General features: G+C 53.3%; 11 protein-coding genes and 1 pseudogene. 10 read left to right on the top strand and 2 right to left on the bottom strand.

The window, feature by feature from the left end; translation table 11 throughout:
* The first annotated feature begins 7 nt into the window (after positions 1 to 7).
* Together B5G27_RS07205 and B5G27_RS07200 are read left to right on the top strand one after the other, a co-directional pair.
* Positions 8 to 1717, top strand: coding sequence for a [FeFe] hydrogenase, group A (locus B5G27_RS07205; protein WP_087178254.1), 1710 nt, complete (start codon positions 8 to 10; stop codon positions 1715 to 1717).
* A 182-nt stretch (positions 1718 to 1899) separates the two neighbouring features.
* Complete coding sequence (locus B5G27_RS07200; protein WP_087178253.1) at positions 1900 to 2496, top strand: CDP-alcohol phosphatidyltransferase family protein; 597 nt, start codon at positions 1900 to 1902, stop codon at positions 2494 to 2496.
* A gap of 152 nt (positions 2497 to 2648) precedes the next feature.
* Here B5G27_RS07200 and B5G27_RS07195 read toward each other — a convergent pair whose 3' ends face one another.
* The gene (locus tag B5G27_RS07195; RefSeq protein WP_162611212.1) at positions 2649 to 6311 is read right to left on the bottom strand and encodes a sialidase family protein; all 3663 of its coding nucleotides are present in this window, start codon (positions 6309 to 6311) and stop codon (positions 2649 to 2651) included.
* A 273-nt stretch (positions 6312 to 6584) separates the two neighbouring features.
* Here B5G27_RS07195 and B5G27_RS07190 point away from each other — a divergent pair, with 273 nt between their 5' ends.
* From B5G27_RS07190 to B5G27_RS07165, 6 genes are all read left to right on the top strand, one after another.
* Complete coding sequence (locus B5G27_RS07190) at positions 6585 to 7388, top strand: TrmH family RNA methyltransferase (RefSeq protein ID WP_087178251.1); 804 nt, start codon at positions 6585 to 6587, stop codon at positions 7386 to 7388.
* 3 nt (positions 7389 to 7391) lie between these two features.
* Positions 7392 to 7580: a DUF6472 family protein gene (locus B5G27_RS07185; RefSeq protein WP_087178250.1), complete on the top strand. Its 189-nt coding sequence runs from the start codon at positions 7392 to 7394 to the stop codon at positions 7578 to 7580.
* 69 nt (positions 7581 to 7649) lie between these two features.
* Entirely contained in the window at positions 7650 to 7838 is a 189-nt protein-coding gene (locus tag B5G27_RS07180) for an aspartate dehydrogenase (protein WP_087178472.1), read from the top strand.
* A gap of 32 nt (positions 7839 to 7870) precedes the next feature.
* On the top strand, positions 7871 to 8626 hold the full coding sequence (locus B5G27_RS07175) for an AAA family ATPase (protein ID WP_087178249.1): 756 nt from the start codon (positions 7871 to 7873) through the stop codon (positions 8624 to 8626).
* 232 nt (positions 8627 to 8858) lie between these two features.
* On the top strand, positions 8859 to 10970 hold the full coding sequence (argF, locus tag B5G27_RS16875; protein WP_087178248.1) for an ornithine carbamoyltransferase: 2112 nt from the start codon (positions 8859 to 8861) through the stop codon (positions 10968 to 10970).
* Between the two features lie 16 nt (positions 10971 to 10986).
* Entirely contained in the window at positions 10987 to 11523 is a 537-nt protein-coding gene (locus B5G27_RS07165; RefSeq protein ID WP_087178247.1) for a TetR family transcriptional regulator, read from the top strand.
* Between the two features lie 326 nt (positions 11524 to 11849).
* On the opposite strand, the gene B5G27_RS07160 is transcribed toward B5G27_RS07165, so the two are convergent.
* Positions 11850 to 12440 carry an HdeD family acid-resistance protein gene (locus B5G27_RS07160; RefSeq protein WP_087178246.1) on the bottom strand — a complete coding sequence of 197 codons (591 nt, stop codon included), beginning with the start codon at positions 12438 to 12440 and terminating at the stop codon, positions 11850 to 11852.
* Between the two features lie 279 nt (positions 12441 to 12719).
* Between B5G27_RS07160 and B5G27_RS07155 the strand changes: the two genes are divergently transcribed.
* Both B5G27_RS07155 and B5G27_RS07150 read left to right on the top strand, forming a co-directional pair.
* A complete protein-coding gene (locus B5G27_RS07155; RefSeq protein ID WP_087178245.1) occupies positions 12720 to 13196 on the top strand; it encodes a hypothetical protein in 477 nt (158 codons plus the stop codon).
* Positions 13175 to 13600 (top strand): annotated as a pseudogene (locus B5G27_RS07150) (ATP-dependent zinc metalloprotease FtsH); the annotation flags it as partial. The gene B5G27_RS07155 and the pseudogene B5G27_RS07150, both read left to right, overlap by 22 nt.
* Positions 13601 to 13624: the final 24 nt, after the last annotated feature.

The following is a 13624-nucleotide window of genomic DNA, read 5'->3' as shown; positions in this document are numbered from 1 at the left end:
GACGAGCATGAGTTATATGACGATAAACAACAGAAGAGTGACATTTACGAACGAGAGAAACGTGCTTTCCGTGATCCGAAAATCCGGCATCGACCTCCCTACATTCTGCTATCATTCAGAATTGTCAACCTACGGCGCATGCCGCATGTGCGTAGTAGAGGATGACAGGGGCAGAGTCTTCGCATCCTGCTCGGAAGTCCCGAGGGACGGGATGGTGATCTATACGAATACACCGAGGCTCCAGCATCACAGGAAGATGATCATCGAGCTCCTTCTGGCGGCCCACTGCCGCGACTGTACGACCTGCGCGAAGAACGGCGTCTGTACACTCCAGAAGCTGTCCCGCCAGCTGGGTATCACTAAGGTGCGTTTTGAGAATAATAAAAAACAGCTCCCGCTGGATACTTCGTCAGAATGTGTCATCCGGGATCCGAATAAATGTATCCTCTGCGGCGACTGTGTGAGGACCTGCGAGGAGATCCAGGGACTGGGGATCCTGGATTTCGCGTTCCGCGGTTCCAAGATGCAGGTGACGCCCGCGTTCAATAAAGACCTGGCGCAGACGGACTGTGTGGGATGCGGGCAGTGCCGCGCCGTATGTCCCACAGGCGCGATCAGCATTAAGCAGAATGTGGAGCCCGTATGGGCAGCCCTTGCTGACAAAAATATCCGCGTCGTGGCGCAGATCGCCCCGGCGGTGCGTGTCGCGGTGGGAGACAAGTTCGGGATCAAGAAAGGCGAGAATACGCTGGGACGTCTTGTGGCAGCGCTGAGAAGGATCGGATTCGATGAAGTTTACGATACGAATTTCGGTGCGGATCTGACGGTAATGGAAGAGTCAAAGGAGTTGGTAGAACGCCTGGGATCAGGGGAGAATCTCCCGCTCTTTACGTCCTGCTGTCCGGCGTGGGTGAAATTCTGTGAGAACCGTTACCCCGAGTTCCGCAAAAATATCTCCACCTGCCGTTCACCCCAGGAGATGTTCGGCGCGCTCCTGAAAGAAGAGGCGCGGATGAACGCGGAGAAGGACAGGGCAGAGGGAAAAGAGCCGAAGAAGACGATGGTGGTCTCCATCATGCCGTGTACAGCGAAGAAGGCAGAGATCACAAGGCCTGAGCATTATACGGATGGCGAGCAGAATGTAGACTATGTGCTCACGACGACTGAGATCACCCGCATGATCCAGGAGGCGGGCATCGACCTGGCGCAGGTACAGCCGGAGGCGCTGGATATGCCGTTCGGACTGGCGTCCGGCGCAGGCGCGATCTTCGGAGTGACCGGAGGAGTGACAGAGGCAGTCCTGAGACGTCTTGTAAACAGCAGCCGCACAGAAGATCTGGAGGAGATCAGTTTCTCCGGCATCCGCGGCGTGGACGGCATCAAGGAGGCAAAAGTCAACCTGAACGGGCGCGAGGTGAAGATCGCGGTCGTCAACGGACTCCACTGCGCGGAGGACCTGCTGGAGAAGATGAAGGCAGGGGAAGCGCACTATGATTTCGTGGAAGTCATGGCGTGCAAGAGAGGCTGTATCGCGGGCGGCGGACAGCCGGTGCCGATCGGGCCGAGGACGAAGAAGGCAAGACTGGAAGGGATCTATAAGATCGATAATATGGCGCAGATCAAGCTGTCCAATGAGAACCCGATCATCACGGAAGTGTATGCGGGGATCCTGAAAGGGAAAGAGCATAAGCTGCTGCACAATGAGATGAATGTTTAAATGATCTTTCTGCTTATAAAATAATTTTTCCGCACGGTTGTGGAAACGTGAAAAATCGTCTATACTCTTTAGGGTATGGACGATTTTTTACGTGACAGATCCGGCAGGCGTATGCCGTGCCGCGGTACGGACAGGCGTATGCCGGATTCTGTCCTGCATAAGATAAGATCAGGAGGAGACAGATGAAATCCAGTTCGAATGAAAGATCAAAAGATACACAGAGCTCACAGAACAAGATCCTGACGATCCCGAATATCCTGTCCTTTTTCAGGCTCTGCCTGATCCCGGTCATCATGTGGCTGTACTGTGTGGAGGAAAACTACCTGTGGGCAGGGATCACCCTCATACTTTCAGGCATAACGGATACCGTGGACGGCTTTGTGGCAAGGCATTTCCACATGACAAGCGACCTGGGGAAGATGCTGGACCCGGTGGCGGATAAGCTGACCCAGGCGGCGATGCTCTTCTGCCTGCTCACCCGATTCCCGCTCATGATCCTGCCGCTGGCGCTGATGGTGGTGAAGGAGACATTCATGGGGATTACCGGGCTGTTGGTCATACATAAGACGGGAAAGGTGTTTGGAGCGGACTGGCACGGCAAGGTAACGACGTGGCTGCTTTACGCGATGATGATCCTGCATGTGTTCTGGTACAATATCCCGATGGGGGTATCCAGAGTGCTGATCGGAGTATGCGTAGTCATGATGCTGGTATCGCTGGTGCTCTATGGGAGGAGTAATCTGCGGGCGATCAAAGGCGGGAAAGGAGATAGCTTTTAGAAGATACAGATTACAGATAGAAAGATGAATATGAAGACAGAATGGAAAAGCTGAAACAGGATTATCTGTATTACTGTAAAGGGCCAGTCTCTCCGGCAGATGCCGGAGAGGCTGGCTCTTTGAATTGAGCTTATGCAGATCCTGTTTTCAGTTTAGGCGCGGTGTCTTCTCATCCTGATGATCACTGCTCCGCAGGCTGCGAGCGCCAGGAGATATGCGAAGGCAGAGCCAAAGGAATCTCCTGTCTTCGGCGTATCTGAACTGCCGGATCCATTGCCGCCGGAGGGCTTATCGGCACCGCCGCCTGCAGCCGGTTTGTCATTGCCGCCGGCAGGCTTATCGCTATCGCCAGAGGGCTTATCCGTATCGCCGGAGGGCTTATCTGTATCACCGGAAGGCTTATCAGTGCCTGTGGCCGGGATTGTTACAGTGAATGTATCGCTGTAGGCAGTTTCGCCGATCGTTACTGTGGCTGTGTAAACTGTGGCGCCGTCTGTTGTGGCAGTGGCTTCCGTCGTCTCACTGGTCACTTCGCACTCATAAGCCTTGCTGTCACCGCACTCAGAGCAGGTGACAGATGCAGTGCAGGCGGAGTGATCTTCGGACCACTGGAATACAGGTTCTCCGTAGGAATGCCCGCTGGACGGGATCACGGCTTCTCTGGTATCCGTATAGGTCTTCCCGTTGAATTCCACGCTGGCGGTATAGATCATCTTTCCGTCAGAAGTGCAGCCGGCTTCAATCTCTGTCCGGCTGCTCACTGTACAGTTAACAGTCTGAGAGCTGCCGTCAGTATGGTTAAATGTAGCTGTGGCGGAAGTATAATCTTCAGCCCAGGTAAATACAGGAGCCAGATATCCGCTTACCGTGATCCGGTAAACAACGCCTCCGGCCATGAAATCCGTCGTGCCGGGCGCAACGCCTGTGATGGCAAGCTGGATACATTCCTTGTCCGGCTCGATCTTGATGACATGGGCATAAGCGCTGCCTGTGCTGGTGGACGGATAGAGCGCATAGTAAGTATCATCCACCTTTGCTGTGATCAGATACTTCCCGCCGTCTGTGATCTCAGACGCATCAGTCACCTGGACGTAGCCCGGGATCGCGCTGCCTGAGGTTTCGCCGTCGGCTGCCGGACGGAAGATCTCCATTTCGTCAGCTGTGCCGCAGCTGTTTCCGCAGCGGTCAAAGATATTCTGACCGTCTCGGTAGAAGTGCAGGTGCCTTCCGGTGGAAGTATCGCGCAGCTTAAATGTACCTTCCCGGCTTCCGGCTATTAATCCAAAGGCTGTGGAGCTTGTCCCGCCGGGGTATTTTCCGCTGCTGCCGTTGAGGTTCAGATAAACCTGGGTTCCCTTGCTGTCCGTATTGGAGATTACCCAGTTCCCGTCGCTGCCGGTGAAAGTATACAGAGCGTTTTCAAGGCCAACGACCTCTCCTGTATAACTGCTGTCAGTTCCAAGGCTTCCGGGGCAGTCTCCCAGGATGTCGGAATAGAGTGCGGAAGTGATCTCTGCTTCTGCGATATCCGGATCCGCTTCCTGTCCGACCGTGTCATCTGTCAGGATGAAGGACTGGGACTGACCGGCCTCTAAGGAGACATTAACCAGTTCCCCGGGCGCCACAGTGACTGTGTACTCGATTCCCGAGTTTGTCTCTGTAAAGGAGACAGTACCTTCTTTTTTACCTGTGAAGATCACGGTATAGCTGCCGTTTCCGTTGTCCGTAACTGAGATGTCGAGGATATCTGCGTCAATCTCGTCATATCCTGCAAAATCTTCATAAACAGTCATGCTGTATTCGCCGTACAGAGGTACATTTAAGACCCTCTCATTTCCGACAGACGCGCCGGAAGCGATGTCAGCGATAGGGATGTTCTTATACAGTGCGGATGAGCCTGCATTTTCATACAGCAGTCCGACAGAACCGTCCGCCAGTTCGGTCAGGCAGGAGTAAGCGTAATAGCCGCCATTCGCAGTTACGGAGTAATCATATTCCCAGTTGATGCTGCCGTTCTCCTGGACCAGGCCTGTATAAATTTTGCCGTTGGCACGGCTGCCTCCGGTCGGGCAGGAGAGCAGGATGGCTGTTTTGCCGTCGATCAGCTTGGAGTATACGATCGCATTGATCTGGCATCCGGTGTGGATATTTGCGCCGGGTGTATTCTGGCGCTCCGACCAGGTTTCCCCGCCGTCTGTGGATACGGCATAGCCGCCGTGGCGGGCGAACATGTAAAGCCTGCCGTCTGCCTCTACTACAGTTGCCTCTGATGTCTGCCATGAGAGGCCTTCGCCTCTCTCCCAGGTCTTTCCGTTGTCATCGGAATAGATGACGCTGCTGTTGCCGTCCGCATTATAGAAGGTATAGCAGGGGAAGACGATCCTTCCCGTAGACATCGCGAGTCCGCGGCCGGGGCCGACGCCGTAGAATTTCGCAGTATCACTGGAATCTCCTGTGCGCACCTGCTCATTGAGGATGGACGGTGCAGACCAGGTCTCTCCGCCGTCAGTGGAAGTGACGAGCCACAGGTAGGTGGCTGCCGTTACATGCAGGTCTGCGTTGTAGTAAAATACATTCTGCTGTACATATTTGCTGCTGCCCAGCTGCGCGCAGTAAATCTTTTCTTTGTTGGCATTGTAGAGGTAATACCACTGGTCTACATAGTAATCTGTGCCGCTGTCTTCTGTGTCAATGACAGGGGCAAATCCGTCAGCGCCAAAATCGCCTACATAGTGAGTATAGGCAGCCTGATTTTCGGGAAGAGGCGAAGCGTACAGTACCAGGCGGTACTCGCCGCCGATCTCTTCATATCCGCTTTTTGCAAGCGGCGCTTTCGGAGCAGTGTTCAGGGCCACGCCGCCGGGGAAGAGGTCCGCCAGCAGATAGATGGTGCCGTCATTTCCCTGGATCATAGCCGGGTCAATGAAAGCAGTAGCATAGGAGTGCTTTGCGTCTGTGCTGTCATTGAAATAATTCGGGAAGCTGTATGTCCATGTTTTCCCGCCGTCTTCCGATTTGCTGAGGATGGTGTCAAGGGCGCACGCATCGCCTGCGTGGTTCCAGCGTGCATCGATCGCAGCCAGAAGGCTGCCGTCGTCAAGGGTGATCAGCGACGGGATACGGAAATTCGCGCTCCCGCCAGTGCCGGCGGCAAAGGGCTGATCCTGTGTCGTGCCGGTGGCAGTGCTGCCGTTTGGCAGGATCTCCGCCTGTACTTCTGTCTCCTCATAGAGATATACCGGATAGGCCTCTGTGCCCGCGCTCCATCCGCTGGAAGTATATGCGAGATAATAAGTTGTGTCACCGATCGTTCTGCTGATAGTGTAGAGACCGTCTTCTGCAGTTTCCTCGATCCGGAGTGTCTGTGCCTCAGTGCCGGCCTGAGCGGAACCGGCGTTGATGTTTATGTATCCGCCGTTCGCGGTCTCGCTTTTGACCGTATAGCCGTCAGCAACAGCAGAGATCGTCCATGCATGGGCGTGGGTGCCTGCATATTGAGACATCTCACAGTCCGTGGGGGTCAGTGTGTCCCCCGCAGTATTGACCCTGCAGCGGTCCAGTTTTGTGGTCCCGTTTGTGAGGTGCACGATCCTGAGATCCTTATCACTGGAATCTGAGGAAACGATCGTAAAGGTTCCTCCGTCTGTGAGCGTATCAGTTACTTTCTGATACTCGACCGATACCGGAAGGTTGTCCTCCGTTGGGGCGGAACTGCCGTCCGGATCTGCGGCTGATGCGTACATCGGCAGCATAGAGGTCAGCATAAAAGCGCTGGCTGCTGCAGACATAAGCCTGCGCCATTTTGTCTTTTTCATTCTTTCTCCTCCTTGTTTTTTATGTGAACTTCCGACAGGTACCGAAAGTTCACCGACAGGCATTTTACGCCTATCTTATATTTTACCATTATATGGAAGGATTTTCATTATCGCAAATTGCCTAAATCAGCGGCGGTATTTCTGTGAGAAAGTAACAGTTCAGCCGCGCTATTCGGAAAACCGCATTGAGGAAATACCGGCGCCATGATAGAATATAGCTGGCTGAGAGAAAGATGACACAGCCGCAGGCTGTGATAAGAAAGGAAAAACAGGATGATCACAAGTACAGCAAACGCACAGGTAAAAGAACTGATCAGGATGATGAAGAAGAGCCGCGCCCGGGAAGAGGCGGGCGTTTTTATCGTAGAGGGGCCGCGCATGGCGGGAGAGCTTACCGGGGATCCTGCCTGGAAGGAACGGATCGGCAGGATCTATCTGTCGGAGAGTTACGCGGAGAAACATAAAGAAGAAGCACATAAGCTGGGGGGAATATGCAGGACAGAGATCCTGGCGGACCATGTATTCGCCCATGTATCGGATACAAAGACTCCCCAGGGGATCCTGGCGGTCGTGAAAAGAAGAGAATACGGACTTGAGGATATCACAGGCAGGCAGCAGGGGGATCCTCTTGTGATCGTCCTTGACCAGCTCCAGGATCCGGGCAATCTGGGCACGATCTTCCGGACCGCGGAAGCAGCGGGGGCGACAGGCATCCTTTTGAGCCGGGACTGCGTGGATATCTATAATCCGAAGGTGATCCGCTCTACCATGGGGGCAGTGTTCCGGCTGCCGTTCCTGTATGTTGACGACCTGCCGGGTGCGATCGGCGAACTGAAAGCGGAGGGGATCCGTGTGTTTGCCGCCCACCTGGAAGGGAAGAATGCCTATGACCGGGAAGACTATTCCCGCGGGACCGCATTTCTTATAGGAAATGAAGGGAACGGCCTGAGGGATGAGGTGGCAGAGTGTGCGGACTGCCGGGTGCGCATCCCCATGCAGGGACGGGCGGAATCACTGAATGCCGCGGTGGCTGCGGCGGTACTTATGTTTGAGGCTGGCAGGCAGAGGAGGCAGTAAGCGATGAAACGAAAAGAGAGAGGAAGCTGTGAGTCGTGCGCTTTCTATGTATATGATGAGGAGTATGGGGCATATCTGTGCGATATGAATATGGATGAAGACGATTATGTGCGGATCATGTCAGACCGGTATTATCAGTGCCCGTATTATCGGAACGGGGATGAGTATGCAGTGGTCAGGAAGCAGATGTAATGGTAAAATAGTATTTCCCCACACAGGAGGTTCGCAATGTTCCACAGAAAAAAGAAATCCTCAATTTCAATGTATTACGACCCCAATGTCCATGTCCCGGCCATCCGCTGCAGTATCTGCACAGGAGAACAGGTGGCAGGATTTAAGGATCTTTCGGACGGTAGATTTGAAGAGGTCATGCTGATCCGCAGTTCCGCTGATCTGGAGGAATTCCGGGAGCGGTACGGGATCACGGGAGACATAGAAAAAATATATTAGATACGGATCCATAAGCGGATACAGGAGGCGCAATGAGTGGACTTTTTAATCTTTTTATCCGGAATTTACGGATTGAATGGTCTGAGATCGGGGAGTATTCTTATCTGAGGAAGATCCCGGCGGTCGCGAACCTGACGGAGCTGGATCTTACAAAAAACATTACCTTTTTTGTAGGAGAAAACGGAACCGGGAAATCCACTCTGCTGGAGGCGGCAGCAGTGGCGTATGGATTTAATCCGGAGGGCGGGACGCTCAATTACCGGTTCAGTACATATGATGATGTCTCGGAACTGGGGAAGGCAGTAAAGATCACGAAAGGATTTCTGCGGCCGGAGAGCAGTTATTTCTTCCGGGCGGAAAGCTTTTTTAACGTAGCGACCAAAGCAGAGGATTACAGGGATCTTTCATCAGCGCCCGTGATGTACGGGGGAAGAACGCTCCATCGTCAGTCTCACGGAGAGAGTTTCCTGGCGTTCTTCCAGTCGTTTTCCGGCAGGGGGATTTATCTGATGGATGAGCCTGAGGCAGCGCTGTCCCCGCAGCGTCAGCTGACATTGTTTATCCGGATCGCAAAGATGGCGGAAGCGGGATCGCAGTTTATCATCGCGACGCACTCGCCGATCCTGCTGGGGATCCCGGGGGCGGAAATCCTTTCTTTTGATGAAGGAGAAGTCCGCCCGTGCAGATATGAAGAGACTGAGAGCTATCAGGTGACAGAGATGTTTATAAATAACAGAGAGAAGCTGACAGAACGGCTTCTTGTCTGTCCGTGCCCGGAAGTGGTATAATTCTCTGGTGATGCGCGCTGTGCTTACTGCGGCGGCCGCCGCTGTTTTCTTCATAAACGGGCCTCAGCTCATTGGACTGCCCGCTCGAAAAATCATGCGAGCATGATTTCCTCTCCCGCGCAGCCTGATGGCTTAACTGATACTTAATGAAATGTAAATTTATGCAAAATACTTGAATTTTTATGCATAAAGATGTATACTGACAAATATTCTCAGAGCAGGCGGGAACGATATGAGACCATTACTTGACCTGACAAAAGAATACGGGCTTGTCCTGGACGGCGGAGGCGCCAGGGGCGCTTACCAGATCGGCGCGTGGAAGGCGCTTAAGGAGGCCGGGGTGAAGATCGCCGCAGTGGCAGGGACTTCTGTAGGGGCGCTGAACGGTGCGCTGATCTGCATGGACGATCTGGAGAAGGCGGAGAAGATCTGGAGCGAGATGGAGTTCTCCCGCGTGATGTCAGTGGATGACGAATGGATGAGGCAGTTTTTCCAGGGAGAGCAGAAGCTGGGAGATATCCTGAGCGAGCTGAGGCGGATCCTGCGGGAAGGGGGCGTGGACGTGGGGCCGCTCCGCAGGCTGATCCGCGAAAACGTGGATGAGGACAGGATCCGGAGCTGCGGGAAAGAATTCTGTATCGTTACATTTTCCCTGACGGACTTTAAGGAACTGAAGCTGAGCATCTCCGATATCCCGGAAGGGAAGCTCGAGGATTTCCTGCTGGCGAGCGCTTACCTGCCCGGGTTCAGGAATGAACCCATGGAGGACGGCAGGCGGTATATTGACGGCGGTTTTGTCGACAATGTGCCTGCGGATGTCCTTGCTGAGAGAGGGTATACAGACCTGATCGAGATCCGCATCTACGGACCGGGGCGGGAGCCGGGAGTGAAGCTGCCTGAGGACGGAGAGATATACCAGATCGGTCCCCGGGTCAGGCTGGGGAGCATTATTGAGTTTGACCGGGAACGCAGCCGGCAGAACCTGAAGATCGGGTATTATGACGCGAAGCGGATGCTGTACGGGCTGGAAGGGATCATTTACTACATTGACCAGGAACATACGGAGAGCTGGTATGAGCGCAGGATGAGGGACCTGACCGGGATGGAGAAGCGAGCCCTTGCCATTGTGCTGAAGCTTCCGGTCTCAGCCACGGACAAAGAGCTGTACATGGGGATGCTTGAGGCGTCTGCAAAGATCATGCGCGTGCCGAAATACTGCATCTATACCGTGGATGAGCTGAGGCGGGAAGTCAGGGAACGTTATGAACGTCTGGCAGACTTTGAGACAATGGCAGAGCTGCCGGATTTCACAGATCAATTTATAAAGATAGAGAGGGATAGGATCATGGATTTAAAAGGAAGAAACTTTCTGACACTGAAGGATTTTACACCGGAGGAGATCACATACCTGATCGACCTTGCAGCGGATGTGAAGGAGAAAAAGAAACAGGGCGTCCCGGTGGACCACTGGCGCGGGAAGAATGTAGCGCTGATCTTTGAAAAAGACAGCACCCGCACCCGCTGCTCCTTTGAGGTGGCGGCCCATGATATGGGGATGGGAACCACCTACCTCGGTCCGACGGGTTCCCAGATGGGAAAGAAGGAGAGCATCGAGGACACGGCGAGAGTGCTGGGCAGGATGTATGATGGCATCGAGTACCGCGGCTTCGGACAGGAAATTGTAGAGGAGTTGGCAAAGTATGCAGGGGTGCCGGTATGGAACGGGCTGACCAATGAGTACCATCCCACACAGATGCTGGCGGACATGCTGACGATCCGGGAGAATTTCGGTAAGCTCAAAGGGCTGAAGCTGGTCTACATGGGAGACGCCCGTTACAATATGGGTAATTCCCTGATGATCGCGTGCTCCAAGCTGGGGCTTCATTTCGTTGCGTGCACCACAGAGGAGTATTTCCCGAATGCAGAGCTTGTGGCTCAGTGTGAGGAATATGCAAAGGAGTCCGGGGCGACGATCACGCTTACTTCGGACGTAAAGGCGGGGACAAAGAACGCGGATGTGATCTACACGGATGTATGGGTGTCCATGGGCGAGCCGGACGAAGTCTGGGAGAAGAGGATCAAAGAGCTGTCCCCCTATAAGGTGACAAAGGACGTGATGGCAAACGCGAACAAAGACGCCATCTTCCTGCACTGCCTGCCGGCGTTCCATGACCTGAAGACAAAGATCGGGAAAGAGATGGGCGAGCGCTTCGGAATTGAAGATATGGAAGTGACGGACGAAGTGTTCGAGTCTGCGCAGTCAAAAGTGTTTGACGAGGCGGAGAATCGGATGCATACGATCAAGGCGGTCATGATGGCGACCCTGGGGATGGAGCAGGCTTAAAATGGAGCAGTAATATATGAGAGAAGACATGAAGACACAGATTGCAGACACCTTTTCCGAACTTCTCGAGAAGGAAGATATCGACAAGATCACTGTGACGCAGCTGATCGAGGAATGCCAGATTTCCAGGCAGACGTTTTACTATCATTTCCATGATATTATGGACGTTTTGGAATGGACCTTTAAGCGCTCGACCCAGATCCTTGTGCAGCGCAGCCTGGAGTCCCAGGACAGGATCGGGGCGCTCAAAGAGTATCTGTCCTTTGTGAGACTGCACCACAGGAAACTGAAAAGGCTGGTGGACTCGAAGAAGTGGTTCCAGATCGAGGGCATGATGGTGGACGCGGTGCAGATATATCTGGAAAAAGTGGCGCAGGGCAAGATATCGGATCTGAGGCTCAGCTATGAGGATGTGCAGGTCATGCTGCGGTTCTATGCCTGCGGCATGGTGGGCGTCCTTTTCCAGCATATAGACGACAGACAGCTGAACGAGGAGAAGCTGCTGCGGCAGATCGAGAGGATCATCATGGGGAAAATGTTCCCCGGCGATTAACTGCGCCTGCAGGCTTCTGCAATCCGCTCGGTTATCGCCTCGTAGTGCTTATACAAAATGCCGAACCGGCGGATATATCCTTTCTGCCAGGGCTTGGACCTGCCGCAGAAATGGAGGATGGAAGTATTCTTCATGACCCAGTCCATGTCGCAGACACCTGAACATTTCTTCGGAATGAATTTCGTTTCTTCCGCGCTTTAAATCGATCAGGAGAACTCCTGAGTTAAAATAATTATGATCTGTTCCGAGACGGAGCTGGTTGATGTTATTCGCCAGCTCCGTCTTTTCTGTTATCCCGATATTTGCAGGGCAGCGTCCTGACTGCGTTACATGCTCAGTTTATGCATCCCCAGCGCCTCGACGAACAGCGCGGCGCCTGTGATGATCAGATAGGCTGCCAGGATATAGTTGAGCGCCAGAGCTGACATAAAGGGCAGCAGCAGAAAGATCACAGCGAGGATGATGTTGAGCACTCCGCTGAAAGTCAGGGACCCGGTGTGCGGGATCCGGAAGTATTTCAGCCTGGATGCAAAGGAAATCTTCTGCGCTCCGCTGAAGATCAGCAGGAAGGCGAGCATAAATGTGACTACCTGTACTGTCAGCGCGACCGGCATAAAGAACAGCATGACGCCGATCAGGATATTCAGGATCCCGGACATGATCAGCATCCCGTCTTTAAAATAATAGGTCATGGACGAGTAGGCGATAAAGTGGTAAATGCCGATCACGATCATAGCCGCTGCCGTGAGATATTGGATCACAGCGAAGATACTGACCGGGAATACCGCGGTCAGGATGCCTGCCAGGACCAGCAGCGCCGCCAGGATAAAATAAGCTGTCCTGACCCGTTTCCTTCTGTTATTCCATGTGTCGATAAGCTCCTGTACGTAATCAAAATCTGAATCAAACCATCTCATAGGTCACCGCTTCTTTATATTATTGAAATTTTGTCTGTATGCTTTCCCGGGGAAGATGAGATTTATGTTCCCCGCAGTTTCAATATAGCTGACAGATCAGCTTTTCACCACTTATAATTCCCGTTTCCTGTCTTTACAAAAACGCAGATCTGTCAAAAATCTTTACAAAATCCCAAATCTGTAAATACACATTTGAAAAATTGAAAGTCGCGGTCAGGAGAGGATTTTGCTATATAAGAAATGTAGGATATGACAGCACGGGAAGGAGGATGTCTTTTCATGAAGATCGATGACAGTATATTTGCCGTGAAATTATATGAGATGGAAGAGCAGTACGGGAAACTGCAGTGCAGGATCCGGGCCTGCGAGCAGGGCGGAAGGGAAAAGATCCGCTCGGCGCTGAAAAGAGCTGAGGATGAATATAAAGAAAATACAATGCTCCTGGAAGAAAAGGTGAGGTCCTGCCGTTCTCCGGCAGTGAAGAGCCTGAGCACAGCCCAGCTCGATTACAGGAAACGGACAGAAGGACTGATGGGCAGCGAGCTGAGCAGGGATGTCCACTCAGAGGCGAGCAGCCCGGGGGAGGACCGGCAGGAGGCAGAGCTTCTGTACGCAGAGTTTGCCATGGATTTTGCCACACTCTCCGTACAGCAGGCGCTGATCGCGGCGCTGAGCGCCCTTGAGCACCGGGGCGGTGCGGAAGAAAGCGCGGGAAACAGACAGGATACAGAAGAAAGGAAGGCAATCATTATCTGATGAGCCAGGAAGAGCTGGAGAACAAGATCGCAACGCTGACCGGCGGAAGGGCGGCGGAGGAGCTCGTGTTCCACTCGGCATCCACCGGAGCGTCCAATGATATCGAGCAGGCCACAAAGCTGGCGCGGGCGATGATCACCCGCTACGGCATGAGTAAAGATTTTGATATGGTGGCAATGGAGACCGTGACGAACCAGTATCTGGGCGGGGATACTTCCCTGAGCTGCTCTGCGGAGACGCAGGCGGAGATCGACCGCCAGGTAGTGGAACTTGTGAAGAGACAGCATGAGAAAGCAGATCAGATTCTGGCGGAGAACAGGGAAAAACTGGATGAGCTTGCAGCCTACCTCTATGAGAAGGAGACGATCACAGGGGAAGAATTCATGAAGATCCTGGCTGCATAAACATAGATATAGTACAGAAGAAAA

The sequence above is a fragment of the Lachnoclostridium sp. An76 genome, from assembly GCF_002161355.1.
Classification (GTDB): Bacteria; Bacillota; Clostridia; order Lachnospirales; family Lachnospiraceae; genus Mediterraneibacter; species Mediterraneibacter caccavium.
The sequence above is the reverse complement of the archived record's forward strand: the minus strand, read 5'-3'. Positions and strand labels throughout refer to the sequence as shown.

Bases quoted from the DNA above. Each gene is read 5' to 3' on its own strand.
- B5G27_RS07160 (WP_087178246.1), bottom strand. From the start codon at position 12,440: ATGAGATGGTTTGATTCAGATTTTGATTACGTACAGGAGCTTATCGAC.
- B5G27_RS07180 (WP_087178472.1), top strand. From the start codon at position 7,650: ATGTATTACGACCCCAATGTCCATGTCCCGGCCATCCGCTGCAGTATC.
- B5G27_RS07175 (WP_087178249.1), top strand. From the start codon at position 7,871: ATGAGTGGACTTTTTAATCTTTTTATCCGGAATTTACGGATTGAATGG.
- B5G27_RS07185 (WP_087178250.1), top strand. From the start codon at position 7,392: ATGAAACGAAAAGAGAGAGGAAGCTGTGAGTCGTGCGCTTTCTATGTA.
- B5G27_RS07165 (WP_087178247.1), top strand. From the start codon at position 10,987: ATGAGAGAAGACATGAAGACACAGATTGCAGACACCTTTTCCGAACTT.
- argF (WP_087178248.1), top strand. From the start codon at position 8,859: ATGAGACCATTACTTGACCTGACAAAAGAATACGGGCTTGTCCTGGAC.
- B5G27_RS07195 (WP_162611212.1), bottom strand. From the start codon at position 6,311: ATGAAAAAGACAAAATGGCGCAGGCTTATGTCTGCAGCAGCCAGCGCT.
- B5G27_RS07205 (WP_087178254.1), top strand. From the start codon at position 8: ATGAGTTATATGACGATAAACAACAGAAGAGTGACATTTACGAACGAG.
- B5G27_RS07200 (WP_087178253.1), top strand. From the start codon at position 1,900: ATGAAATCCAGTTCGAATGAAAGATCAAAAGATACACAGAGCTCACAG.
- B5G27_RS07155 (WP_087178245.1), top strand. From the start codon at position 12,720: ATGAAGATCGATGACAGTATATTTGCCGTGAAATTATATGAGATGGAA.
- B5G27_RS07190 (WP_087178251.1), top strand. From the start codon at position 6,585: ATGATCACAAGTACAGCAAACGCACAGGTAAAAGAACTGATCAGGATG.